22 protein-coding genes and 1 pseudogene are annotated in these 25839 nt (G+C 65.2%); 16 read left to right on the top strand and 7 right to left on the bottom strand.

Features of this window, described 5'->3' with window-relative positions; genetic code table 11:
- Positions 1-28: 28 nt before the first annotated feature.
- The 8 genes from ACOFKW_RS11560 to ACOFKW_RS11525 all read left to right on the top strand — a co-directional run bounded on the left by ACOFKW_RS11560 (position 29) and on the right by ACOFKW_RS11525 (position 12427).
- Entirely contained in the window at positions 29-1714 is a 1686-nt protein-coding gene (locus tag ACOFKW_RS11560; protein WP_419814300.1) for a peptidase M61, read from the top strand.
- A 2-nt stretch (positions 1715-1716) separates the two neighbouring features.
- The gene (locus ACOFKW_RS11555) at positions 1717-3126 is read left to right on the top strand and encodes a CapA family protein (RefSeq protein ID WP_419816929.1); all 1410 of its coding nucleotides are present in this window, start codon (positions 1717-1719) and stop codon (positions 3124-3126) included.
- A gap of 39 nt (positions 3127-3165) precedes the next feature.
- Positions 3166-3729 (top strand): RNA polymerase sigma factor, encoded by a 564-nt coding sequence (locus ACOFKW_RS11550; protein ID WP_419814299.1) that lies wholly within the window; start codon positions 3166-3168, stop codon positions 3727-3729.
- Positions 3726-4799 (top strand): FecR family protein, encoded by a 1074-nt coding sequence (locus ACOFKW_RS11545; protein WP_419814298.1) that lies wholly within the window; start codon positions 3726-3728, stop codon positions 4797-4799. The genes ACOFKW_RS11550 and ACOFKW_RS11545 overlap by 4 nt, the downstream gene beginning before the upstream one ends.
- A 92-nt stretch (positions 4800-4891) precedes the next feature.
- Entirely contained in the window at positions 4892-8098 is a 3207-nt protein-coding gene (locus ACOFKW_RS11540) for a TonB-dependent receptor domain-containing protein (protein WP_419814297.1), read from the top strand.
- A 34-nt stretch (positions 8099-8132) separates the two neighbouring features.
- On the top strand, positions 8133-9314 hold the full coding sequence (locus ACOFKW_RS11535; protein ID WP_419814296.1) for an MFS transporter: 1182 nt from the start codon (positions 8133-8135) through the stop codon (positions 9312-9314).
- A 20-nt stretch (positions 9315-9334) separates the two neighbouring features.
- Positions 9335-11215, top strand: a complete 1881-nt coding sequence (locus ACOFKW_RS11530) for a CocE/NonD family hydrolase (protein ID WP_419814295.1) — start codon at positions 9335-9337, stop codon at positions 11213-11215.
- A gap of 12 nt (positions 11216-11227) precedes the next feature.
- Entirely contained in the window at positions 11228-12427 is a 1200-nt protein-coding gene (locus tag ACOFKW_RS11525) for an aminotransferase class V-fold PLP-dependent enzyme (protein WP_419814294.1), read from the top strand.
- 20 nt (positions 12428-12447) lie between these two features.
- Here the strand turns inward: ACOFKW_RS11525 and ACOFKW_RS11520 are convergent, their stop codons facing one another.
- Positions 12448-12660, bottom strand: coding sequence for a DUF4287 domain-containing protein (locus ACOFKW_RS11520; RefSeq protein ID WP_419814293.1), 213 nt, complete (start codon positions 12658-12660; stop codon positions 12448-12450).
- 201 nt (positions 12661-12861) lie between these two features.
- Here ACOFKW_RS11520 and ACOFKW_RS11515 point away from each other — a divergent pair, with 201 nt between their 5' ends.
- The gene (locus tag ACOFKW_RS11515; protein ID WP_419816928.1) at positions 12862-13404 is read left to right on the top strand and encodes a peroxiredoxin; all 543 of its coding nucleotides are present in this window, start codon (positions 12862-12864) and stop codon (positions 13402-13404) included.
- Between the two features lie 218 nt (positions 13405-13622).
- Here ACOFKW_RS11515 and ACOFKW_RS11510 read toward each other — a convergent pair whose 3' ends face one another.
- Both ACOFKW_RS11510 and ACOFKW_RS11505 read right to left on the bottom strand, forming a co-directional pair.
- Positions 13623-13931 carry a DUF1330 domain-containing protein gene (locus tag ACOFKW_RS11510; protein ID WP_419814292.1) on the bottom strand — a complete coding sequence of 103 codons (309 nt, stop codon included), beginning with the start codon at positions 13929-13931 and terminating at the stop codon, positions 13623-13625.
- A 106-nt stretch (positions 13932-14037) separates the two neighbouring features.
- Positions 14038-14835, bottom strand: coding sequence for a Rid family hydrolase (locus tag ACOFKW_RS11505; protein ID WP_419814291.1), 798 nt, complete (start codon positions 14833-14835; stop codon positions 14038-14040).
- A gap of 156 nt (positions 14836-14991) precedes the next feature.
- Here ACOFKW_RS11505 and ACOFKW_RS11500 point away from each other — a divergent pair, with 156 nt between their 5' ends.
- Positions 14992-15594, top strand: a complete 603-nt coding sequence (locus tag ACOFKW_RS11500) for a TetR/AcrR family transcriptional regulator (RefSeq protein ID WP_419814290.1) — start codon at positions 14992-14994, stop codon at positions 15592-15594.
- Positions 15595-15750: 156 nt separating this feature from the next.
- Here the strand turns inward: ACOFKW_RS11500 and ACOFKW_RS11495 are convergent, their stop codons facing one another.
- Complete coding sequence (locus ACOFKW_RS11495) at positions 15751-16638, bottom strand: LysR family transcriptional regulator (RefSeq protein ID WP_419814289.1); 888 nt, start codon at positions 16636-16638, stop codon at positions 15751-15753.
- 207 nt (positions 16639-16845) lie between these two features.
- On the opposite strand from ACOFKW_RS11495, the gene ACOFKW_RS11490 reads away from it, so the two are divergent.
- From ACOFKW_RS11490 to ACOFKW_RS11470, 5 genes and pseudogenes are all read left to right on the top strand, one after another.
- Positions 16846-17580, top strand: a complete 735-nt coding sequence (locus ACOFKW_RS11490; RefSeq protein ID WP_419814288.1) for an SDR family NAD(P)-dependent oxidoreductase — start codon at positions 16846-16848, stop codon at positions 17578-17580.
- 46 nt (positions 17581-17626) lie between these two features.
- Complete coding sequence (locus ACOFKW_RS11485; RefSeq protein ID WP_419814287.1) at positions 17627-18379, top strand: SDR family NAD(P)-dependent oxidoreductase; 753 nt, start codon at positions 17627-17629, stop codon at positions 18377-18379.
- A gap of 32 nt (positions 18380-18411) precedes the next feature.
- Positions 18412-18636 carry an NAD(P)-binding domain-containing protein gene (locus tag ACOFKW_RS11480; protein WP_419814286.1) on the top strand — a complete coding sequence of 75 codons (225 nt, stop codon included), beginning with the start codon at positions 18412-18414 and terminating at the stop codon, positions 18634-18636.
- Between the two features lie 48 nt (positions 18637-18684).
- Entirely contained in the window at positions 18685-19317 is a 633-nt protein-coding gene (locus ACOFKW_RS11475) for a methyltransferase (RefSeq protein ID WP_419814285.1), read from the top strand.
- A gap of 568 nt (positions 19318-19885) precedes the next feature.
- Positions 19886-20926, top strand: a pseudogene (locus ACOFKW_RS11470) (family 43 glycosylhydrolase); the annotation flags it as partial.
- A gap of 12 nt (positions 20927-20938) precedes the next feature.
- Here the strand turns inward: ACOFKW_RS11470 and ACOFKW_RS11465 are convergent.
- Positions 20939-21622, bottom strand: coding sequence for a hypothetical protein (locus tag ACOFKW_RS11465; protein WP_419814284.1), 684 nt, complete (start codon positions 21620-21622; stop codon positions 20939-20941).
- Positions 21623-22029: 407 nt separating this feature from the next.
- Between ACOFKW_RS11465 and ACOFKW_RS11460 the strand changes: the two genes are divergently transcribed.
- Positions 22030-22761, top strand: a complete 732-nt coding sequence (locus ACOFKW_RS11460; RefSeq protein WP_419814283.1) for an SDR family oxidoreductase — start codon at positions 22030-22032, stop codon at positions 22759-22761.
- Between the two features lie 178 nt (positions 22762-22939).
- Here the strand turns inward: ACOFKW_RS11460 and ACOFKW_RS11455 are convergent, their stop codons facing one another.
- Both ACOFKW_RS11455 and ACOFKW_RS11450 read right to left on the bottom strand, forming a co-directional pair.
- Entirely contained in the window at positions 22940-24115 is a 1176-nt protein-coding gene (locus ACOFKW_RS11455) for an MFS transporter (protein ID WP_419814282.1), read from the bottom strand.
- Positions 24112-25839 carry an MOSC domain-containing protein gene (locus ACOFKW_RS11450; protein WP_419814281.1) on the bottom strand — a complete coding sequence of 576 codons (1728 nt, stop codon included), beginning with the start codon at positions 25837-25839 and terminating at the stop codon, positions 24112-24114. Before ACOFKW_RS11450 ends, ACOFKW_RS11455 begins: the two co-directional genes overlap by 4 nt.

Raw genomic sequence — 25839 nt, 5'->3', positions numbered from 1 at the left:
GGTGTCGAGCGATGAGCGAGGGGGACCGATGAAGGCTATTCTCAAGGCGTTCGTCCTCACGCTGATGGCATCAACGGCAGCAGCGGCGGCAGCACCGGGCGCGCCCTCGGGCCCGCTGGCGCGAGTGCTGATCACGCCCAGCGCGGTCGACGAGACCGCAGGCACCGGCAGCGTCGAAGTCAGCCTGACGGTGCCGGATGTCGATGTCGCCGCCGGGACGCCGCTGGTGCGGATCGGAACGATCGTGCCGGGCATGGCTGGTCCGCAAAGCGTCCTCGACATGACGGTCGCCGATGCATCGGGCCCCGTGCCGATGTCGATGCGGACCGGCGACGACAGCGCGTGGATCGCCGGGCGTGCGGTCAAGGGCATACTCAGCGTCCGCTATCGGTTGCCGCTCCACAATATTGCGCTGGTGCGCGGCGGCCCGCCGATCCAGTTGCGCGTCGACGGCAACAGCTTTTCCGGGGTCGGCAACACGCTGGTCGCAGCCTTGGCCATCGACAAACCGTACCGCGTCGCCATCGGCTGGAACCTGGCGAGCATGGGGCCGGGCGCCAGGGCGGTCAGCAGCTATGGCGACGGCGATGTCGAGCTGCCGGCAGGGCCGCTGTCCCGGCTCGACAGCACGGTGTTCATGGCAGGCCAGTTGAAACAGTCGCCCGAGCCGCGCGTCGGCGAGTTCTCCGCGGTCTGGGGCGGTACGCCACCCTTCGATCCGCGCCCGGCGATGCTGTGGACCGCCCGGCTCCACGGCTGGATGAGCCGGTTCTTTCGGGATGAGGTCGAGCCACCCTATCGCGTCTTCATTCGGAACAACCCGATGAACGGCGGCGGCGGCGCGGCGCTGACCCATTCGTTCCTGGTGACATACGGCGCGGGCGTCGACGGCGAGAATTTGAAGTCCATCCTGGGTCACGAGATGACCCACACCTGGACGTCGAACGACGACCTCGAGAAATGGTACAACGAGGGCAATGCGGTCTATTACCAGGCGCTGCTGGCGTGGCGTGCCGGGCTGATCGACGACGCGCATTATCTCGCCGACCTCAACGAGACGGCGAGCCGCTATTATACCAACGCGCTGCGCGACACGCCCGAAGACCAGGTCGCGCCGCATTTCTGGGAGGACACCCGGATCCGGGTGCTGCCCTATGATCGCGGCGCGATGTACTTCGCCGTGCTCAACGACCGGATCCGCAAGGCATCGGGCGGCAAGCGCTCGATCGACGATCTGATCCTCGCGATGAACGCCCGGATGCACGCCGGTGAAAAGCTTTCCGAGGCCAAGTGGCTCGACCTGCTGCGGGCCGAGATCGGCGAGGCCGGACCGAAATTGCATCGGTCGATGCTCGCGGGTGGCCTGATGCTGCCCGACAGCGACGCCTTCGGGCCGTGTTTCGAACGCGTCGTCACGCCGATCCGCCAGTTCGACCTGGGCTTCGACAACGCCTCGCTGCTCGGCACCCAGAAGATCGTTCGCGGCCTGAAGCCCGGCTCCGAGGCAGCCAAGGCGGGGCTGCGCGACGGCGACATGATCAGTTACGGCGTCGCGCTGGACGCGGTGCAGGCGGAGGTGAACCGGACCCTGGCGCTGCAGGTGACGCGCGACGGCAAGACCTTCCCGCTGACCTACCTGCCGCGGGGCAAGCCGGTCGAAGCCTATCAGTGGACGCGCAAGCCCGGCGTTCCCGAAGCGAGTTGCAAGCTGTGAAGATGCTGTCGAGTGTCGCCGCCGTCGTGGCGGCAATGATCTGCGCTGCCGGTCCGGTCGCCGCGCAGGATGTTCTGCCCTCCAACGAGCCGGCGGACTATCTCGCCCAGCCGCGCAAGCCGGTCAGCCTCAAGGGGCATTTCCGCCTCGTGACGATCGGCGACCTGCTCTACTCGCACCCCTACGCCAACAGCAGCGATGCGGAATTGCAAAAGGTCCTGTCGCTGATCCGCAGCGCTGACGCGACGATCGGCAACCGCGAGGGCGTGTTCTTCGACCTCAAGACCTTCAAGGGCCAGGGCTATGGCAATGGCCTGTTGTGGGGCGAGCCGAGCCTGGGGACCGACATGAAGGCGATGGGCATCGATATGGTCTCGATGGCCAACAACCACGCGACTGACTGGGGCGGCGAAGGCCTGCTGGAATCGCAGCGGTTGCTCGACGCCGCGGGCATCGTCCATGCAGGTGGCGGTCGGACGCTGGCGGAGGCGCGACGGGCCGGGGTGCTCGAAACGCTCAAGGGCAGCGTCGCGCTGGTCTCCACCGCCGCGACATTCAAGGCGAACGCCGGGGCCAACGACGCCTTCGACGATGTTCCCGCCCGCGCCGGCATCAGCCTGTTGCGCACCCAGGCGGTCCAGCTTGTCGACGCCGCGCAGATGGCACAGGTGCGGTCGCTGGCGACGTCGCTGGCCTCGCCGCTGCAACCGCCGCCGCTGCCCGGGGCAAAGGAAGTGACGCTGCACGAGCAGGTCTACCGGCTGTCGGACCGGACCGGCATGAGCTATGACATGGACCTGTACGACCATACCGCGCTGCTCAAGTCGGTGCGCGATGCCAAGGCGGCAGCGGACCTGGTGGTCTTCACCATCCACGCGCACGAGAGCCCCACCGGCGACGACGACGACACGCCGGCGCCGCCCGACTTCCTGGTCAAGCTGTTCCACGATGCGGTCGACGCCGGTGCCGACGTCATCCTCGGCGGCGGCCCCCATTCGCTGCGCGGCGTCGAGATCTACAAGGGCCATCCCGTGCTGTACGGAATGGGCGTCTTCTTCATCAATGCCGAAATCAAGATGCTGCAGGAGTCGGCGCTGCAGCTGTATCCGGACGAAACCGGGCACGCGCCGCCGCCCAAGCCGAAGGAGCGTTCGGTACGGCCGGGCGGCAATCCCGCGAGCTGGTACGACGGCGTCGTCGCGATCACCGACTTCGAGGGCGGACGCGCCAGCACGGTGCGGCTGTACCCGCTCGATCTCGGGAACACCTACGACCTGTCCCGGCGCGGCATTCCCCACCTTGCCGACCCGGTGAATGCCCGGCGCATCCTGACCGACATGCAAAGCCATTCCAACCAGTTCGGCACCCGTATCGCGATCGAAGGCTCGGTCGGCGTGATCCGGATACCCTGATGAGCAATCGCATCGCTACGGCCCCGATAGGAAACCGGCTTGATCGCGCCTATACCGTGGGACCTGGCGCCAGTGGGTGAAGCAGAGATCGTGCAGACGGATGCCAGTCCAGCGGGCGGCGGTGTAAGCCAACGCTTTCGGCCGGCGCTGATGGCGTTCTTCCTGCGTCGGATCCGCAACCATTCGGAGGCCGAGGACCTTACGCAGGAGGTGCTGCTGCGCGCCACCCAGCGCAGCGAGACCATCGATCCGCTCAGGCCGGACGGGTACATCTTCCAGATCGCCGCGAACCTGCTGCGTGACCGGGCGCGGCGCTACCATGTTCGCGCCGCTTACCAGGCCGGCCTGGGCGTCACCGAGGCGGGCCGGGTGGAGGAACGCGACCCCGACCGGGTGCTTCGCGGCAAGCAGTCGCTGGCGACCGTCATCGCCGCGCTGATGGAACTGCCGGAGCGAACCCGGACGATCTTCGTTCTGTTCAGGCTGGAAAATCTGAAGCAACGGGAAATTGCCGACATGCTCGGGGTATCGGTTCGTACCGTCGAGCAGCATGTCGTGCGCGCCAGTGTACATTTGCGCGAAAAGTTTGGAGTCGATGCGTGAGTGGCGTAATTCCTGACGACGCCGGCTCCGACCGAACGGAGCGCGCCGCAACCTGGGCCGCGCGGCTTGCCGATGGCGAGATGCCGGTCGAGCAACAGGCGGAACTGCAGGCCTGGCTCGACGCCGACCCGACCCATGTCCGGACGATCGAGGAGATCGTCACCACGTGGGACGAGGTCGAGAATTACGCGGCCAGCGAAGCCGTGATGAAGCTGCGCCAGTCCGCGCTCGCCTCGGCGCGCCGCAGTCTCAACCATCGTCCTGTCGCTACGTATATCGGGCCGCTGCGCGCGGCCCTGATCGCGGCGAGCATCGTCGTGCTGGTCGCGGCGGTCGGCATCTGGGCGGTACTGCTGCCACGGACCTATTCGACCGGCATCGGCGAGCGTCGGGTGGTGGCGCTGGCGGATGGCTCCAAGATCTCACTCGATGCCAACACCGTGGTGAAGGTGAAGTTCACCCGCGGCGACCGGCGCCTGTGGCTCGAGCAGGGGCGCGCCAAGTTCGACGTCGCGAAGAACCCGCTGCGCCCGTTCTCGGTCCAGGCAGCGGACGAGGTCGTGGTGGCGACCGGGACCGCGTTCAGCGTCGAGATGCTGCAAAATCATGTCCATGTCGTGCTGTACGAGGGCCATGTCGCGCTGCTCGACCGCAACGCCATCGGGATCGTCCCGACCCTGTCCCGTGGCGCCGCCCAATTGCCTGCCGACCGGCTGCTGACGCCCGGCCACGAAATTATCTTGTCGTCGAACAACGCCGCCCCCTCCGGCAGCAGGCAAGCCGTGGTAGAGCCGGCGGATCCGGTGCGCTCACTGTCGTGGGAAGCGGGCGAGCTCGTGTTCAACGATCAGGAACTGGGCGTCGTCGTCGAGCGAATGAACAGATATGCCGAAAAACCCCTGAGGATCGGCGATGCCGCAACCTCGGACGTGCGCGTTTCGGGGGTATTTCAAGCCGGTGACACCAATGCGCTGGTACAGGGCCTGTCGGCGGCTTTCGACATAAAGGCGGAAGCCGGGGCCACCGACATCGTGCTGGTCCGCCGCCGGCGAAGTGAATCTGTCGGCTAGGCTTCGGGTTTTCACGAGTCGAACGTACTACCCTTCATGGCGGTTTTATTACGATCCGCCGACCAACGAAGGGGGCTTCGAAGATGCGCGCAATGAATTCGATCCGGTTCGGCTGCTCGACTGCAATCGTCGCAGTGTTGATGGCCACCGTACCGGCGATCGCGCAGGCCCAGGAGCAAGTCTATAATATCGACGTCCCTGCGGGCTATCTTGGCGATGGCCTGCGCGCGCTCGGCCAAGCTTCGCATCAACAGATCATTTTCTCGGAAAGCACGGTCCGCGGAAAAAGTAGTCCTGCAGTCCGAGGCGCCTTTACGGCAGATCAGGCACTGCAGCGTCTGTTGAATGGCAGCGGCCTGAAGGTCAGGCGCACGCCCGCCGGCGTGATGTACGTGGGAAACGACGATAGCGCGGCCGATGCATCGGTCGCGCAAGGTGTCGCGACCGCCGACGTCGAAGCAACGGACATCGTCGTGACCGGATCGCGCATCCGCCGCACCAACGTCAGCACCGCCGCCCCGGTCAATGTGTTCGATGCGAGCGCGCTGACCGACCGCGGCTTCAATCAGGTCGGCGAGATGCTGAACCAGATTACCTCCAACGTACCGGAGCTACCCGAAGCGCCGTTCTCCGGCTTTCCCGGCGGCTCCGGACAGACCTTTCCCAACCTTTTCGGGCTTGGCGCGGGTCGCACGCTGACGCTGGTCAACGGGCGCCGGATGGTGACGTCCGCGTCGGGACTCGGCAACCGGGCCGTCGACGTCAACGTCATTCCCGCCGGCCTGATCGAGCGCGTCGACATCGTCCAGGCAGGCGGCGCGGCGGTCTATGGTTCGGATGCGATCGCCGGTGTCGTGAACTATGTTCTCAAGAAGAACTTCAGCGGCGTCGAGCTCGACGCCCAATCCGGCATCGGCACGCGCGGCGACTATAGCCAGCCGGCTTTTCGGGTGACGGTCGGCAAGAACTTCGCCGGTGGTCGCGGCAACATCGCGGCCGACTTCGAATATTCCAAGACAACGGCGCTGCTTGAGTCCGACCGGCCGTTCTTCAACAGGGCGCCGCGTGCCGTCACCAATCCGCTCAATACCAGCACATCCGACGGCCAGTCACCGACGGTCTATGTCTATAACGGGCGCCTGTGGCGCTACAATGTGAACGGCGTGCTGTTCGGTACCAACTCGACATCCGCCTCGGCGCTGCTGCGCTCGGGCGGCACCGCCCTGCAGTTCGCGCCCGACGGCCAGTCGGTCATTCCGTACAACACCGGCGTCATCCAGGGCGTCTCCAGCACCGCGGTCGGCGGCGAGGGCAGCGACCCACGCCGGCTGTCGACGCTGATCTCGGGCGTCGAACGCTATACCGGATCGGTCATCGGACATTACGACCTGACCGATCATGTCAAATTGTCGGGCGAGTTCATCTATGGCCATCAGCGCGGCGACGATCCGCTCGGGACGCAAAGCATCGTGCGCTTCGTCGGCGGCGGCGACGGCCAGGGTTCCATTACCTTCAACAGGACCAATCCCTTCCTGACGTCGGCCGCCATTGCCACGCTCAGTGCCGCGAGCCCGAGCTTTGCCAACGGTGGCCCGCTGACGCTTTCCAAATTCTTCGACATCCTGCCGACCCGCGCCGGCACCAACGTCACCGACACCGGTCGCGCGCTGGTCGCCCTCGACGGCGATTTCGCGATCGGCGAGCGCAAGTTTTACTGGAGCGCTTCGGCCAGCCACGGCGAGACCAAGTCCAGCTACCGGGTCTGGGCCCCCTATCTCGATCACATGACCAACGCCCTGGCCGCGGTTCGCAACTCGAGCGGGCAGATCGTCTGCGCCATCAACGCCGACGCCTCCTCGGCGAACGACGATGCCGCCTGTGCACCGCTCAACCCGTTCGGGGCGCAGACCGCATCGGAGGCGGCGCGCGCCTATGTCTCGGTGCTGACCGGTAACACGGTCCGAAACAAGCAGGATGATTTCCTTGCGACCCTGGGCGGCGACCTGATCACCCTGCCCGGCGGCAAGGTGCAGTTCAGCGCGGCCTATGAGCATCGACGCGAAAGCGCCCGGTTCGAGCCGACCGAGGCCGACCAGCAGGGGCTCGCCTTCGGTGTATCGGTTCCGGAAAGTGGCAAGTACCACACCGACGAACTGTCGGGCGAGTTGCTGGTCCCGCTGCTCGGCGAGGACTTCACGTTGCCGTTCGTCAAGGCGCTCGAACTGACCGGCTCGTACCGCTTCGTCGATAACTCGCTCGCCGGTCGCGAGAACGTCTGGGGCGGCGGCGTCAGGTGGGAGGTCGATTACGGACTGACCCTGCGCGGCTCGCGCAGCCGCAACTTCAGCGCGCCGACGTTAGACCAGCAGTTCGCGCCGTCCAGCGTCAGCCCCGGCAATCCGGCCAACGACCCTTGCGATGTCACGCAGATCAACGGCGGCTCGAACCCCGCGGTCCGACTGGCGAATTGCCAGAAGCTGTTCGCGGCGCATCCGGAATATGGGCCGCTTGCCACCTTCAACGACCCAGCGGTCAACACCGGCATCGTCTCGATTACCACCGGCGGCAACCCGCAGCTGCGAAACGAGATCTCGAACACCTTGACGTACGGCTTCGTCTACCAGCCGAACTATATTCCAGGGCTGACCATCAGCGCCGATCGCATCGAGGTGAAGTTGACGGGCGCGCTGTCCGACTTCGGGGTCAACGACTTTCTTGCCGCATGCTATGATAACGTCAATCAGCCGGCCGACATCTGCAGCACCTTTACGCGCGATGGCAACGGCTACCTCGCAACAGCGCGGCAGGAGACCTTCAACGCCGGCTCGCTGCGGTATCACGGCGAGGTCTATAATCTGAACTACCACTTCCCGATCGGGCGGTTCTTCAGCGACCGTGACCTGGGCGATCTCGAGGTCAACGTCGAGGCGACGCACAACTCGCTGCTCGAGACGTCGGTGACCGGCTTCGACCTGACGCGCTCCGATGGCACAACCGCAATGCCATCATGGCGGGGCAGGCTCGACCTGCGCTTCAGCCGTGGCCCGCTGCGACTGTTCTATTCGCTCTATTACCTGCCAAGCGCCAGGAGCAGCTACTACGCCACGATCGAGACGACGATCGTGCCGGTGTTGAAGGCGAATTATCAGCATACGGTGTCGGTGCAGTACGATGTCGGCAAGCTGACGCTGCGGGCCGGTGTCAACAATTTCACCGACAAGATGCCGTCATTCCCGTCGCGCTCCTATGGCGACATCCTGGGTCGCCGGTACTTCGTTGGCGCGAGGGTCCGCTTCTAGTGAGCGCCCACGACCGGCGTGCCGGGGCGCTCGAGTGATCATCTTCCTGTGTTTTCTCGCTGCCCAGCTCGAAGGCGCCGACATCGTTTCGATGGGACTGGCGGCGCCTTCGGTCGCCCGCCTGTTCGGTTTTCACGCGACCGAGGTCTCCTACATACTGACGGCGGCGATCGTCGGCCTGATGGTCGGGGCGGCGTTCGGCGGGCGGCTGGGGGACAGGTTCGGTCGGAAAACCGTGCTGCTGACGGCGTTCGTGGTGTTTGCCGCTTTCTCGCTGTTGACCGCCCTGGGCAGCGACCTGTCGAGCTTCGTCCTGATCAGGCTCGGTTGCGGGCTGGGTCTCGGCGCTGCCTTCCCGAATTTGATCGCCATAGCCGCCGAGGCCGCGGCACCCGAGCGGCGCGCCACGGCGGTTGGCCTGATGTTCTGCGGACAGCCGGTCGGGGGAACCTTGCTCGGGCTGTTCGTCGCGAGCCAGGCCAGTCACCTCGACTGGCGCACGATCTTCTATATCGGCGGCATCCTGCCCCTGCTGCTGGTGCCCGTCCTGATCTTCGCCTTGCCGGAGTCGGCCGCCTTCATCCGCGCGCGGGCAGCGGTGACGGGTGGCGACCGGCCCGGCGTCCGCTCGACGCTGTTCGGCGAAGGCCGCACGCCGGTCACGCTGCTGTTGTGGGTCAGCTACGGATTCACACAGGTCGTCGTCTACCTGATCAACAACTGGCTGCCGACGCTGATGGTCGCCAAGGGTTTCACCCCGCAGCAGGCGGCATTGATCTCGGCATTCGAGAATAGCGGCGCGGTCGTCGGGTGCATCGTACTGGCGATGATCGCCGACCGCGGACGACTGAGAGAGGTGCTGGCCGGCACCTATCTCGGTATCTCGATCTCGCTGGTCTGCCTGGCGAGCGCCCAAGGACTGACGCCGGTCGTCGTTTCCGGTATCGCCACCGGCTTCTTCGCCATCGGCGGCCAACTGGTCCTCTATACGATCGCGCCAGCCTATTATGCGACGCTGGTCCGGGCGACCGGAGTCGGCTCCGCGGTTTCGTTCGGCCGGCTGGGCGGCATTGCCGGCCCCATGGCGGCGGGCAAATTGCTGGCTGTCGGTGTCGCGCCGGGCGGGGTATTGCTGGCGGCGGTACCGTGCGCGCTGCTGGCCGGCGGCGCGGCGCTCGGGCTGGTCTTCCGCCACCGTCCGGTCGAGCCGCTTTGACCCGGCCTCGCTGCGCATCCGTGACCGGGCGGCTGCTCGCCATCGTCCTGTTCGGGGCGCTGTCGGCTGCAGCGCCCGTCGATACGCTGCAGTCCGACCTCGGTACCGCATATCGGCCGGCGACTGCCGAACAGGATTACATCCGCCGCGAGGCGATGATCCCGATGCGCGACGGGGTCCGCCTGTACACGCTGATCCTGATGCGAAAAGGCATCGCGCATGCGCCGATCCTGCTGGAGCGCACCCCCTATGGCGCCGACGGCTCCGCGCTGCACGGGTCGAGCCAGCATCTCGCCCAGCGCGTTCCCGCAGCCGACGCGCCCTATGTCGAGGACGGCTATATCCGGGTCTGGCAGGACGTTCGCGGCCGCTACCGGTCGGAAGGCGTGTACGTCACCAACCGCCCGCTCAGCGGCCCGCTCAATCCGACCGGCATCGATCACGCCACCGACACCTACGACACGCTGGAGTGGCTGACCCGTCAGGTTCCGGAGAGCAACGGCAAGGTTGGCGTCATCGGCGGATCGTACGATGGCTTCCTCGCGCTGATGGCGACGCTGAGCGGCCATCCTGCGCTGAAGGCCGCCGTGCCGATCAACCCGATGGTCGACGTCTGGATGGGCGACGACTGGTTCCACAACGGCGCGTTCCGCCAGGTTACGCTCAACGTCTTGCCGCTGATCATGGCGACCAAGGGCGCCGGATCGCCGGTCGCGTCGGGCAACGTCGACCTTTACGCCAGCATGCTGGAGGCCGGCTCGGCAGGAAACTACATGCGCCGGTACGGCCTCGATGCCTTTCCCGCCGCGCGCCGCTTCGTCGATCATCCGGCCTATGACGCCTGGTGGAGCGGCCATGCGCTGGACCGGCTGATGGCGGCCCGGCCGATCGTCACGCCGATGCTGCTCGTCGCCGGCCAGTACGACGAGCAGGATAGCTACGGCGCCCCGGCGGTGTTCCGCGCCCTCCACCCGCTCGACCGGCAGCAACGGGTATCGCTGCTGGTCGGACCATGGGCGCACATGGGTGTCGACGGCGACGGTTCGGGACTGGGCGACATCCGCTTTGCGCAAGACACCGCGGCAAGCGCCCGACGCGTCGTCATCAAGCCCTTCCTGGATGCCCGGCTGAAGGACGGTGCCACGCCCTTCGATCCGCCCGCGGTCACCAGCTACGCGACCGGCGCCGGCGGCGGTTGGCACGGTGCCGGCAACCTGCCGCCCGCGGCGACGCGCCTGTACCTGCGCGCCGGTGGCGTCCTGTCGTCCAGCCCGCCGCGCCCCGGCGATAGTGCCCATGACGACTATCTCGCCGATCCCGCCCGGCCGGTCGGAAACATCGCCGCGCCGTTCCTGTTCGGTGGGAGCAGCGACACGTGGAAGACCTCGCTCATCGCCGACCAGCGCTTCGCCGCGCACCGCCCCGATGTGTTGACCTATGTCTCGCCACCGCTCGACAAGCCCGTCCATGTCTTTGGCCAGGCGGATGTCGCCCTGTTCGCGGCGAGCACCGGGACCGATGCCGATTTCGTGGTCAAGCTGATCGACGTCTATCCCGACGAAAACCGCGATGCGGCGCTTGGCGGCTATCAGCTGCCGATGGCGATGGAGATCTTCCGCGCCCGCTACCGCCAGGGTCTCGACCGCTCGGTGCCGCTCACCCCGGGCCGGATCGAGCCGTACCGCATCCGCCTGCCGGTTACCGACCATATCGTCGCCAAGGGCCACAGGATCATGGTGCAGGTGCAATCGAGCTGGTTTCCGATGTACGATCGTAATCCGCAGACCTATGTCTCGTCGATCTTCAACGCTGCCCCCGCCGACTATCGCGCCGCAACGCAGAGCGTCTTTCACGACCCGCTCCACGCGAGCGCGATCAGCCTGCCGATCGCGGCCGATTAGGGAGGCGAGATCATGGCGATCACCCGGCGGCACATGATGGGGGGGACCGCGGCCGCCCTGCCGATGCTTGCCGGCACCGCTACGCTGCCCGACCGCAACGGCTTCGGGCCGATCGGCGCGTATCTGGATGCAGCGTTCACCCACCCGCTCGGCGCATTCGCGGTCGAGGCGGGGCGGTCCTACCTGAAGTCGAGGTTCGATGCACCGCAGGCGGTCGGCCCGCGCGGCAATCCGCGCCGTGCAGCGGTCGAGCGCTTCGCCCGGCTCGTCAACGTCGATCCCCATGATATCGCGGTCGTGCCGAGTACGCTCGACGGCGAGAATCTGGTCAACCTCAGCCTTGGGACCGGCCCGGGCGCAGGCGTCGTCACCGACGGGCTGCATTACGACGGGTCGCTGGCCCTGTACGGCGAGTTGGCGCGGCGCGGCGCCCCGGTCCGGGTGGCGCGCCCTCGTGGCGGCGGCGTCGACCTGGCCGACCTGCGCGCCCTGATCGGCCCCGACACCCGGCTGATCGCAGTCTCGCTGGTCTCCAGCACGACCGGATTTCGCCACGACCTGGCGGAGCTATGCTCGATCGCCCATGCGCGCGGTGTCCTGGTCTATGCCGACATCATCCAGGCCGCCGGCGCCGTGCCGCTCGATCTGCGGGCCAGCGGGGTCGATTTCGCCTGTTGCGGGACCTACAAATGGCTGATGGGCGATTTCGGAACGGCGTTCCTCTATGTTCGCCCCGACCGGCTGGACCGATTGAAGCGCGTCGAGACGGGCTGGCGGCAAGTCAGGCAACAGTACAGCCATGTACTGCCCTTCGAAACGCCCGGCCCGGCGCTTGGCGAGTATGAGCTGGCAGGCGATGCCGCCGGCCTGTTCGAGGTCAGCACGCCGGCGTGGGGGGCACTTGCGGTCGTCGCCGCTTCGCTCGACCATATCCTGGGGATCGGCGTCGATGCCGTCGCTCGCCACCGCCGGCCCCTGGTCGATCGTCTGCAGGCGGTCCTGCCGGGCCTGGGGTTCCTGCCGCTCACGCCGCCCGGTTCCGCCAGTCCCATCGTGGCGTTCGCGATCAGGAACGCCGACAAACGTTTCGATGCGGCGCTCGAGGCGTCGCGGATCAACGTCTCGACCTATCCCAATCGCATCCGGATATCACCGTCGCTCTATAACGATGCCGATCATATCGAGCGGCTGATCGAGGTGCTGCGTCGCTGAAAAGGCACGTCGAAAGCGGCTCAGCCTTTCTCGGCCGCCAGGACGTGATGCACCAGCGCGTTGGCGTGACCGTGGCCCATGCCATGGTCATTTTTCAGCATGGCGACCAACTCCATGTGCTTCGCCGGAAGCTTCTGACGCAGCAGCGCCTGCCACTCGGCGATCGGGCGACCGTATTTCTTCTCGATCGAGGGAAAGTACGAGGAAGGTCCTTTGACCGGCGTGTCGACCATGGATCGTCAGTCTCCAAATTGTGCCGCTCCGCAGAATGATCGTCCAAGGTATCAACCGCAAGGGCGTTGCTGAAGCTCCAGAATGAACGCTCGAGAACGGCGCATGGACTGCCGACGAACAGTTTCGCGGCGTTCGCGGTTGCTCTATACAGCGAGCTCAAGGCGACGACGCGTGTCCTCACAGCCTTGCAGGAGCAAGAAATGATCCGATCCGCTCTTCGAATTGCCGGTGCCGCGACGCTCCTCTTCGCAGTGCCCGCCCTGGCGGCGCTACCCGTCGGTGCGGTCGCCCCGGATTTCACCACCCAGGCCAGCCTTGGCGGAACACCCTTCGGATTCCATCTCGCCGACGCGCTGAAGAAAGGTCCGGTGGTCCTGTATTTCTACCCCGCTGCCTTCACCACGGGCTGCACCCGCGAAGCGCACAATTTCGCCGAAGCGACCGACGCGTTCAACAAGCTGGGCGCGACGGTGGTCGGCGTGTCGGCCGACAAGATCGATACGCTCAACAAATTTTCGGTCAGCGAATGTCGCAACAAGTTTGCCGTCGCATCGGCCGATATGAAGCTCATCGGTGCCTATGACGTGAAGTTGCCGGTCGTGGCCAAATCCAACCGGACTTCGTTCGTCATCGCACCGGACGGCAAGATCATCTTCGTCTACAGCGCGCTCGACGCCGACGGCCATGTCGATAAGACCATGGCGGCGGTCCAGGAATGGCGCGCCGCCCACCCCGGCGGTTGATCAGACCCGATCCCGGACACTGAGAGACGCCTGGGCACTTCCCGGAAGCGGACGTCCGTTCATCTCGGTTGTGAGGCTGGTTTTGGACACTTCAACGCGGCGGGTGGGGGCCACGAGCTGGGGGGAGCGGAAAGGCAGGTTCTGGCGGCACAGATGGCAATAGCTGCCATGAAGACATCGAGCTCCGGAACTCGCCGGCCGCACATGGCCCATTTTCGCTAGAGAGACGGGTCGAAGCCTTCCACGATCACCAGATCGACTGTCGCAGTATTCTGTCGGAGCTTTCGTATCTGTTGATATTCCTCCGAATGATAAGCCGCTGATGCGGTCTCATAGTCGGGAAATTCCTGGATCAGCCGCCGGCTTCGGGGGACGCCTTCGACGACCTCGTACCGCCCCTGCCTCGGGGAGACGACCAAGGTTTTCGCACCCTGGCGCTGCAAATACTCCATCGCGGCCTTTGCATATGCGCCGTGACCGTGTTCGTCACTAACGTCGACCTGAGCGATCCAGTAACCTTTCACCACAGTAGCTCCTGTTTTCAGCGTGAACCCGGCCCCTGCGCTCGGATTGGGTGGGCGGTTCTGAAGTTCTCTAAAAACCCCCGGGCGTGCCTTTCGGTAATTTCTCTCTTCAGGGGAGGCGAACCACCATTTCAATCTCGACTTTGATTTCGGGCTTATAAAGTGCCTGCACGCCAATCGTCGTGATGCTGGGCATCGCGTCCCCGATAAGCTCACGCAAAGGCGTGAGCGCCTTCCCGAACGCTTCGCTGGTCGCATCAACGACGTAGACGCGCAGCATGACAATGTCCTTGGCCGTCGCCTCCAGGTCCTCAAGGGCGGCGGCGAGGCTGGCAGTTGCAAGTTGTGCCTGGCCGGCGAGGTCTTCGGGGACCTCACCACCGTCCGGCGTCGCGGCGATCTGGCCGGACAGGAAGGCGAGGCGGCCTGGTTCCGCGACACTGATGTGCGAGTATCCCAGCCCACCCATATCCCACATGGTTGGCGGGTTGCGGCGGCTCACCGACGTTGATGCGTGAGACGGAATGCGGGCCGTTACCTTGATCTCGAAGTCGAAGCCCGCGAGCCAATTGACGCCGACCGCGGTCCAGTTCGGAAACGGGGCGTGCGGAAACTTCTCGTTTTTCACCGCCATGGCTAGACCCATTTGCTGTTCAGGGTCCGTATGAAAAGAGGTCACGTCGATGACGTCGTCCAATGTACAGCCGCCCGCGCCGAGCGTGGCCTCTAGATTGGCAAAGGCGCGGCGAACCTGTGCTTCGAAATCGGGCTCGGGCGAACCGTCGGCACGGCTGCCGACCTGCCCCGAGACGAACAACAGCGTGTCCGATCGTACTGCAGCCGAATAGCGGTGCTTCTCATAAAGCGCTTGCCGCTCGGCCGGAAACACTGCGTCGCGCGTGGCCATATCATCGTCCTTTTTATCTAGGCAGCGAAGGCCGACCCCACTCCGCTGGACATCCCAGCGACGTGTCGTTAGCGACATACGCTGCGTATATAAAACACTGCCACGCTCGATCAGTCAATCTCATATACGCATCGTATGCCAAAATAGGAGGTCGCTTTGGCTGCAAGACGTCGCGCCGAGACAGTGGCGGAGAACCGCGTCAAGATGATCGGGGCTGCGCGAAAGGCGTTTGCTGCATCGGGTTTCGCAGCCGCATCAATGGACGATCTGACGGCGCAGGTCGGGCTCACCCGTGGCGCGCTCTACCATGGCTTCGGCGACAAGAAGGGACTGTTGGCTGCGGTCGTCGCCCAGGTCGACGGTGAGATGGCCGCGCGTGCGCATCAGGCCGGCGCGACGGCGACCAGCCCTTGGGAAAGGCTGCTGGCAGAAGGCGTCGCGTATATCGAGATGGCGCTCGAGTCGGAGGTCCGGCGGATCGTGTTGCTGGATGGGCCAGCGTTCCTCGGTGACCCTTCGACATGGCCCAGCCAGAATGCCTGCCTGAGCATGACCAAACAGGCGGTCGCCGATCTGATCGCCGAGGGTGTCATGAAACCCGTCGACATCGAGGCGGCGTCGCGGCTCCTGAGCGGCACGGCGTTCAATGCGGCGCTTTGGGTTGCCGCCAGCGAGGAGCCGCACCGTGTCTTGCCGAAAGCGATCGAAGCGTTTCGGCTGATGGCCGAAGGATTTCTGGCGGGCCGGGGGTCTGACTAGCCCAATCAAGTCGGAAGGTGAGGTCGAAGCGCGTTCGGCCCGCCGGGCTGTCGCCGCCCCCAATGTATCAACGCCGTGGAGACGCGAGAGGGTGAACGGTCGGAAATTACCGAAGCACATCTCCGCTCGTCGCGACGAGCGACTGCATCAATCGCGCTATAGCGACAGTCCCGCAAGGAGCGTGGCGTGCGCGGCAAGCCTTTGGGATAGAAACTGCGTAAACAGCTGCACGCGCTTCGTCTTGCGGGTCTCCCCCTGCGTGAGCAACCAAAGCGTTCCGTACAGGTGCAGGCCGGTGCCGGGCACCCTCGCCAGCAAGGGGTCGGCATCGCCGACAAAGCACGGCAGCGTCGTGATCCCCAAACCCTGACGTACCGCCGCGATTTCCGCTGCGGCGTCCGTCACCCTGAACGGCACCCCCGTCGTGGTAATCTCGCCGCCGCTGGCCCAGTCCGGAATGCCGTGCATGCTGATAACCACCCATCGGAAGGGTTCGGGCGCTCCCGCGCGCCACGCAGCGAGCCGGTCGCGAGACACGTAGACACCGCCGAACAACTCGGGTCCCTTCAGGCCGTGAAGATTGAGCGGCAGGGTCTTGCGGTCGTAGACAACGCGGATCGCGACATCGGCCTCCCGCTTGGTCAGGTTTGCCAACTCGCCAGAGGACAGGATTTCCATCTCGATGTCCGGGTGCAGCCGGGCGAAATCGGCGAAATCCGGCATGAGCAGGTGGGTCGCTAGAATTGGTGTCAGCGTGACCCGTAACCGCCCCCGCACGCTTTGGTCGCGCCCCAGGACACGTGTTTCCAGCTGGTGCGACGACGCTTCCATCTGGACCGCGAGATCGAGGACCTCCTCGCCTGCAGCGGTCAGGCGATAGCCCGAGGGCAGTTTTTCGAACATCTGCGCGCCCAGATGTTCCTCGAGCTGGGCGATGCGTCGTAGCGCGGTCGAGTGATTCACCCCGAGGCGCCCGGCGGCGGCCCGCACCGACCCGCCGCGCGCGGCGGCGAGAAAGTAGCGAACGTCATCCCAGTCGATCATGGTGCATTTCCGCGCCGCTGCCGCTGTATCTCGGCCGTTGTCTTTAAACACAAAGCGTCGGTTTTCGCGATCCTCGCAGTGCATAACAGTCCCTCTGGATCGTTTTCGCACCACGGATGTGCGCGGCTTCGCACTCATCGCCGATCTCCTGCTGCCCTATCTGGATGTTCACGGGGCTCGGTCCCCAACGACCAAAGGATGCAGGACATGACCAGACTAAGTGGAAAGACTGCCGTGATCACCGGTGGTGCCACCGGCATCGGCCTCGCCGCAGCACAGCGCTTCATTGAGGAGGGCGCCTTCGTCTTCATCTTCGGTCGTCGGCAGGACGCGCTCGACACCGCGGTTGCCGAACTCGGGCCCAATGCTCGCGCGGTTAAGGGCTCGGTCTCCGACCCAGCCGACCTCGGCCGGCTCTACGCTGCAGTGCAGGCGGAGCGCGGAACACTCGACATCCTCTTCGCCAACGCCGGGGCGGGAAGCCAGCTGAAGCTTGGCGAGATCACCGCCGTACATATCGACGAGACCTTCGACACCAATGTGAAGGGCACGATCTTCACGGTCCAGCAAGCGCTGCCGCTGATGGGCCCGGGCGGGTCGATCATCCTGACCGGATCGAGCGCCGGCACCACGGGCGCTCCGAGCTTTACGGCCTATAACGCCAGCAAGGCGGCGGTACGCAACCTCGCGCGGACGTGGGCCGAGGACCTGAAGGGTACCGGCATTCGGGTCAATGTGCTGTCGCCGGGGCCGACGGCGACCGAGCTCGCCAAGGCAGCGCTCGGCGAAGAAGGCCAGAAGATCTACGGCTCGATGACCGCCCTCCAGCGCATGGCCGAGCCAGCGGAGCTCGGGGCTGCGGCTGCCTTCCTCGCCTCGTCGGACAGCAGCTTCATGACCGCCAGCGAGCTCGCCGTCGACGGCGGCCTGGCGCAGCTCTGACCCAATCGCGATCCATTTCCCGGCTCACGCAATGAAGGATAACACCATGAAAAAGTTCGAAGGCAAGATCGCCGTCATCACCGGCGGCAGCAGCGGGATCGGCTTGGCCACGGCCAGGCGCTTCGTGGCAGAAGGCGCGCACGTCGTCATTACCGGGCGACGGGAGAAAGAGCTGGAGGAGGCCGCAGCCCTAATCGGGAACAGCGTGACGACGGTCGTCGGGGACGTGTCGAACCTGGACGATCTGGACCGGCTCTACGCCATCGTGAAGGAGAAGCACGGGCACATCGACATTCTCTTCGCGAACGCGGGTGCGGGAACCATCGCTCCGCTCGAGGTGGCGACCGAGGCCCATTTCGACCAGACCTTCGACGTCAACGTGAAAGGCCTGTTCTTTACCGTCCAAAAGGCTCTTCCGCTTTTCAAGGACGGCGGATCGATCATCCTGACCTCGTCGGTCTCGAACGTGATGGGGTTGCCGGCATTCAGTGCCTACGCCGCGAGCAAGGCGGCCGTGCGCAGCTTCTCGCGCTCGTGGACACTCGAGCTCAAGGACCGCAACATCCGCGTCAACACGATGAGTCCCGGACCGACCGAAACTCCCGCCCTCGCGACGACGACGGGCCTTACCCCTGAGCAAGCCGAGCAAGCGGCCGCCCAGTTCGCTTCGCAGGTTCCCATGGGCCGTAGGGCCAAGCCCGAGGAAATCGCGGCTGCCGTGATGTTCCTCGCCTCCGATGAAAGTTCATACATCACCGGCGTGGATCTCGCGGTCGACGGAGGGCTGGCGCAAGTCTGATCCCCGGCATCACACGTGATCGGAGAAACATCATGAGCTACGCCATCATCGGCTTCGGCGAGATCGGCCAAGCCCTCGCCAGGGCATTCGCCCGCAAGGGTATCGAAGTGTCAGTCGCAACGACGCGCGACCCGAAACACTTTGCGTGTTCCTGGCGAGCGACGACGAAGATGCTGCAACGCAAGTCGGCACGCTCGCGGAGGATCTTGGCTTCGCACCGACTGCCTACCGACCGCAGCCATTTGCGCGCGTCATAGCCCCAACCACCTACCCGTTTTGAAGACAACATGTTCAAGGAGGTTCCGATGTACGACCAGACCAGGCAATCCGAGCTGATCCGGTTCGCGCGTGTCGCTGCGGGCTCCACCGTCATCGACGTTTATCCCGGCGACGGCGATTGGACCCGCCTGTTCTCCGACGTCGTGGGATCCCAAGGGCGGGTCTCCAGCTTCGTCCCGGCCGAGGTCGCCCATTTCGAGAACGATCCGGTCGGCCGCATGCGGACGCTGGCGAAGGAGCCGGGCCGGCAAAACGTCGAAGCGGCCTCGGCGGACCTCGTGGAGATGCGTAAAGTTACGCAACCAGCGGACGTCGTGTGGCTGCATCTGTTCTACCACGATCTCCACACGGCGTTGATGCAGGCCAGGGGCGCGACGGCGGCTCAGTTCAATCGAGCCGTCTTTGAACAGCTCAAGCCCGGCGGGTCCTATGTCGTCATCGACCACGCCGCCGCCGCTGGTTCCGGCACGAGCAACACCCAGTCACTGCATCGGATCGACCCTGCAGCGGTTCGCGAGGAGGTTGAGGCCGCCGGCTTCAAGCTTGACGCGGAAACCACCCTGCTCGCTGACAACGACGATGCGCACTCGATCAAGGTGTTCGATCCCTCGATCAAGGGCAAAACCGATCGCTTCGCCTATCGGTTCGTGAGGCTCTGACCAGTGCCGACCGAGAAATGGATGAGGCGAGCGGCCTGACCGACCGATTTTGAGACTGGGGGCCTCTCAAACCTGAGCGGCCGAGAGTTTCAGAAACGTCTGCATTTGGCGCGTTAAGCGACTTTTGTGGCGGTGCCCAACTGACTCCAGAGCCGCCTTACCCTTGACCAGATCGAGCCAGGCGCCGGGAGACACGCGTGTTTGCCCGAGCAATCCTTCGTTCTTTGCGGCAACCAGCGGTTAGTTGTTGCTCCAGGCAGCCAGCACCGCCGGAACCGGTTCAGTGTCCCTTGGGCAGACGTGGGCCGCCATAGGCATTTCCTGCGTAGCGGCCGGCATCACGACGAGGGCCAACAAGGCAACCGCAAGCCTCTTCATCGTCGAACGATCCAATCCATAGCGCTGTATTCTGATATATCCAGCATGGCCTGAGTTTCGAAGTCGGCCGTGCGCTGGGAATGAGCTATCGCTATATTTATCCGCAGGTCGATGGGCTGGCGCGGTCGTTACGGATCATGGCTAGCTGTGCTAGCATCCTATTTCATACCGCTGCCCCGCAAGGAAAGACATGATGAGCGACCTGTCACGCCGCCTGTTGCTCGGGGGCGCGGCTGCGACTGTCGCGGTAGCCGCTCTCGCAAAGCCGACGAAGCCGGTGCGGATGGACCGGCCGGTCAACCCTCTCGTTCATCAGCGCGCCGACGCGCAAATCTTCCGTCACATCGACGGCTGGTACTACATGACCGGCTCGGTGCCCGAGTACGACAGGCTGGTCCTGCGCCGGTCGCGGACGCTGGCCGGCCTCGCCACGGCGCATGAGGCCGTGTTGTGGCGGCACCTTGCCAGCGGCCCGTTGTCGGGATTCGTCTGGGCTCCCGAGCTGCATTACATCGACGGCCGCTGGATCATGTACTTCGCTGCCGGACCCAGCGGCGGCGGCGAGGACGTCTTTCGGATCCGGACCTGGGCAGTCGCCTGCAATGGTCCCGACCCGATGACGGGCAAATGGTCGATGCTCGGCCAAGTCCAGATGGCGTGGGACAGCTTCAACCTCGATTCCACCAGCTTCGTGCACCGCGGCCAGCGCTACCTGTGCTGGGCGCAGCGCGAGCCGGGCATCGACACCAACTCCAACCTTTATCTCGCTCCCCTGGCGACACCGCTGACGCTGGGAGCCCCGCCGGCGCGGTTGACCGTGCCGACGCTCGACTGGGAGACCCGTGGCTACAAGGTCGCCGAGGCGCCCGCGCTGCTGGCCCGCAACGGTCGACTGTTCCTGACCTATTCGGCAAGTGCCACCGACGCACGCTATTGCCTGGGCATGCTGACCGCTGCGGACAACGCCAACATCATGGACCCGGGTGCCTGGAGCAAGTCGCCGGTCCCGGTGTTCGTGAGTTCGGCGGCGAACAGCGTCTACGGTCCCGGCCACAACAGCTTCACCGTCGACGAACGCGGTCGCGATGTGCTCGTCTATCACGGTCGCGATTATGAGAAGATCGTTGGCGACCCGCTGTTCGATCCCAACCGGCACACGCGCGTGCAGCACTTCACCTACCGCAAGGACGGCTCGCCCGATTTTGGCGCGCCAGTCGCCAATGGTCCGCTGCAGGTTTGATCGTCACTCGAGTGTCGGCGTGGACCTCCTTTGCCCCACGCGCCCCGCAACGCCGATCATCGTAAAGCCGGCAAGCAACAGGGCCCAGGTCGGCGCATCGGGTACAGCTGCCCCGGACTGATCGAAGGTGAAAGAACTCAGCGCCACCCTGGCCCGGTAAGTGCGCCCGCCCATGAGCGTAAGCGTCGAGCCCGCGAGGTCGACCGTGCCAGGATGCAGGCTGCTGAAGTCGGTGCCAATGATGAAAGCATTGGTCCCGCCAACCAACTCGAGCCGGGCACCCGAATATGGGTTCGTGAAGCCGAATATGATACTCAGGCGCTGTGTGTCGGGCGTATTCGAGACTTCCACCAGCGTCTGTGGTTGTCCGTAAGTGCTCGACTGTCCCGGTATCACCGCCGTGAGGAACGAAGCTTCGGAAGCCAGACAAGCACCTGGGAAGGGCACGGGCTCCGGACCCGCGACGCATCCGCTAAGATCGATAAGAAAGCTCCCGGGGATCCGACTGTTGTCGAAGTCGCCGAAAGGCGGAACATAGAATTCACTGTCAAAGGCGGTACCATTGAAATGGCCCGACAACACACCCGCCGAGTGCCCAGCCACCGGAACCAAGCCGATCGCCGACGCTAGCAAGGCGAGCAGCCCGTGCTTGAAGCGATCTCCAGGGCGACCTGTGTCCTTCATCATTATCGGCTCCATAATGGCGATCTCGATGATGACGCAGCAATAGCGTGACTGTTCCACCCAAGCTCGAAGACTTTGCCCCTATTCGGAACCCCTTCAGCATCGCCCTCATTGCCAGCCAGCGCTGGGGCGGGAGCAGGTTCAACGGCGTTCCCGCCCGGCGATGCTGGCGATGCGTACTGCGAAGCGCCTGGCAGCTCCTCAATCTCCCTAACGCAATGGCCTTGCCCCGGCACCCAAACGAGAGCGGGGTCGCGGGCCGCTGCCCTTCGCACCGCTGCGTAAAATGCCCGACCGAGAGACGCACAGCGACCCGCTGTAAATCACGCTCGACAATCTCGGCGCTGACCTCGACAATCGTCCTCTGTGCCAAGCGTGAGCATTGCAGTATGACGGTTAGGATCGCGATCGTGACGGGCGCGGGCAGCGGCATCGGCCGCACTGTCGCCATAGCACTCGCACGGCGGGGCTATTCCGTAGCGTTGGCCGGTCGGCGGCTGAGTTCACTGCAGGAAACCGGCGCGATGGTGGAGCAAGCCGGCGGTACCGCGCTCTGCATCGCCACGGACGTGACCGATCCAGTGTCTGTCGATCGTTTGTTCGATACTGTCGTCGAACGGTTCGGACGCGTCGACCTGTTGTTCAACAACGCCGGCACCAGCACCGCCGCCGTCCCGATCGATGCCCTGACGGTGGATGATTGGTTGAAGGTCATCGGCGTCAATCTCACCGGCACATTCCTATGTCTGCGCGCGGCATTTCGGGTGATGAAGGCGCAAGCGCCCCAGGGCGGGCGCATCATCAACAACGGCTCGATATCGGCACATGCGCCGCGCCCGAATTCCTCGTCCTATACTGCCAGCAAGCACGCGGTGACGGGACTTACCAAATGCGCGTCTCTCGACGGGCGACCGTTTAACATTGCCTGTGGCCAGATCGACATCGGCAACGCTGCCACGGATATGACCGCCAAGATGACCGGCGGTGTTCCGCAAGCGGATGGCTCGCTGCGACCCGAGCCAGTGATGAGCGTCGACCATATCGGTGACGCCATAGTCTATATGGATTCCCTGCCGCTCGACGCCAATGTCCAATTCATGTCCGTGATGGCGACCAAGATGCCATTTATCGGCCGCGGTTGAACAAGATCGGTTAGCGCGGTCGAGACAAGACCATCCCAAGAGGAAGCGTTTTTGCCCTGATTTGGTCGGCTGATGTCGAACCACCGAAGCGCGACAGGCAGGCACGACCGCCGATGCGGCGAGACGCCGGTCGGCTCACCTGGCTCCGCGCTGACAGAATGGTGCCTGCTCTCACACGCTATTCTGGACCGAAGGCTGCGATGCTCTGCCTCGACGCGGGCACGGTCGGTTTCCTCCTGCGATGGGCGAATGCCAGAAGGCCGGCGACTGTCATCAACGACCCAGCGACAACGCCGAGCGCGACGCGGCCGATGGCGCCGTCGAGCGCCGTGGAAATCAACGGCCCAAGCGCGACGCCGCCGAGCAGGAAGGCAGGGCCGACCGCGGCGAACCGCCCGCGCGCGTCGACCCGGGCCAGCGCCGTGAAGAAGAACGGCACCGCCATGATCGTGCCCAGCGGGATGAAGCCGACCCCAAGCGCGAAACCGGTCGGCGACGGAGACCGCGTCAGGAACAGGAAATCGGCGGCGAGCAACAGCGCGACCACCACGATCGGCACCGTGGTGCCGAAGCGCTCGCCCATCAGGCGCGCGGCAGCGGCACCGGCAAGGGCACAGATCATACCCGTGCCGACGATCTGCGCGACGCTGGCGGCGTCAAGGCCGATGTCGTGTCCGATCTGGATGACGAACGAGTTGATGCTGCTCTGGCCCGAGAAGAAGCACAGCATCGCGATCAGCAGCAGGGCACCATGCAGGAACCGGGGTCGATCGACCTCGACGAGCGGTGCATGGCCATCGCCGGACCGGGGCGCAGCAAGCCCGTGCAAAGCGGCGACGCCACCTGCACCGGTGATCGCCATCAGCACGAAGATGGCCTGAGGTCCCAAGCGATCGAGCAGGCCGGCGCTGCCCAGATAGAGCGCCGACGCGAAACAGACCTCGACGATCTGGAAGACCGCATAGCCTTTCTGGACATGGCTGACGCCGGCCATGATCCGGTTGGTCATGCCCAGCAGGACGCCGAGCACCGCGCCCGACACCAATGCCGCCGCCGCGAACGCGGGCAGCGACGCAGCGGTCAGCGCGGTCGCCTGCAACAGTCCAGCTACTGTCGCGACGATCAGCGTGAAACGCGCCACTATCAGCGGCGGCAACCGGCCGAAAAGCCAGGGCGACGCGACGTTGAACAGTCCACACGCGATCAGCTGAGCGGTTGCGACAAGTCCGATCTGCCACGCCGGCAGGCCCAGCGTGGAGGGCAATGCCGCGATCCACAACGGCATGATCGTCGTCGCGCTGAAGCCGATCGAGTTCACGATTGCCAGCCGGACGGTCCAGGCCGTTCCGCTCATCGCGTGGTCAATTCTAGTTCCAGTATCGCTGAGGCAGGTCGGGTGCAGCAGAGCAGCACGCGTCCTTCGCCTGGTTGGGCCGACGGGGTGACCAAGTAGCGGACAGCGCCGGCGCGCAAGCCGACCTCGCAGCTGCCGCAATTACCGACGCGACAGGCGCTATCGACCGGGATACCGGCGGCCTCGGCAAGTTCGAGCAGCGTCAGGTCGTCGTCGCGCCGCCAGGTCAGCTTCTGCTCGCCGATACGGACCTCGGCGGTCTCGGGCGCCGGTGACACATCCGCGACGGGATCGCCCGCGCCAAAGCGCTCAGAGCGGATTGAACCGGGATTGACGCCGTTCGCGACGAGCGCGCACCTCACGCTGTCCTCAAACTCCCTCGGTCCGCAGATGTAGAAATCCGAATAGTCGCCGGTCAGCTCGATCGTCCGGCCAAACGGGCTGAGGCTGTAGCTCTCGGCCAACATCTCGGCGATCGCCCGGTCGTCGAGCCGTCCGACGCGGTCGCAGATATCGCCGGGTCCGGGACGTGAGTAATAGGTCCGCCGCACCGCGTTGGGCATCGTTGCGATCAGCTCATCGACCTCCCGCGCGAAACCATGCGCCTCGCCCGATCGCGCTGCGTGCGCCCACAGCAGCGGCGGCGCTTCGGCGCCGCGCTCGGCGTGCGCCTTCAGCATCGCGACCATCGGGGTGACGCCGATGCCGGCGCTGATCAAAACAGTGCGCATGAAGCCGCTCCGGTCGAGGACGAACCGCCCCGACGGAGGACGGACGTCGAGCCGGTCGCCGGGCCTTGCAATGTCGTGCATCCAGCGGGAGGCCGTGCCCTGGGGTTCGCGCTTGACCGAGATGCGGTAATGCCCGGCGGACTGGTCATAGTCCGACAAGCTCCACGAGCGGATCGTCCCTTCCGCGTCGGGCAGGCGCACCGTCAGGAACTGGCCGGCGCGGTAACCGCCGATCGCAGCGCCGTCGACGGGGCGCAGCCGGAAGGATCGGATGTCCCGCGCCTCCTCCGCGACTTCAGTGATCTCGAAGCGCCGCCAACCCTGCCAGCGCCCGCGCGCGCCAAGCTGGCCGTCGGTCAGAAAGGCGATCCGCTTGCGGATCATTCCCGCCGCCTGACCGCCCAGCCCCGGCGTTGCGAGCACGCGGCGCAGCACGTCGAGATCGGTGATATCGGGATCGTGGAGCAGTCGCGACAGGCCGAGCACGCTGATCGCCCCGTCGGCGCGCGCGTCGGGGCGCACGACGGCGCCGGCAGCGATCATGCCGGGCTCGATGACCCTCAGATAGCAGCCCATCCTGCCGCTCTCGATCAGCACGCGCAGGAAGCTTTCGGGCTGGCCGATCCGCCAGCACAGCTTGAAGCATGGGATGCGCGGCGAGGTTACCTCGAGCAGCGCCTCGCCTATCCGGAACCGATCGCCGATGTGCAGATCGTCCTCGCCGGGCATGCCCGACAACATCAGGTTCTCGCCCCAGTGACAGTCACCCCACGCATCACGGCCGGTGCCGAGCCGGTCGGCCCAATAGTCATAATGCTCGGCGAAAAAGGCGAAGACCTCCTCGGTATGGACGGCGGTCGCATTGCCCTCGGGTCCGCCCGGGCCGAACCGGACCGGTCCCTCGGCTGCGTCGCGGACGATCGAGGTGTAGACCTGCCGCCCATAGACTTCCTGCCAGCACGGCCGCGCGACGCTGACCGCGACGACCGCCAT

The sequence above is a fragment of the Glacieibacterium sp. genome, assembly GCF_965200405.1.
Lineage (GTDB): Bacteria > Pseudomonadota > Alphaproteobacteria > Sphingomonadales > Sphingomonadaceae > Glacieibacterium.
Note: the sequence above shows the minus strand (reverse complement) of the source record. Positions and strands in the feature narration are given on the sequence as shown.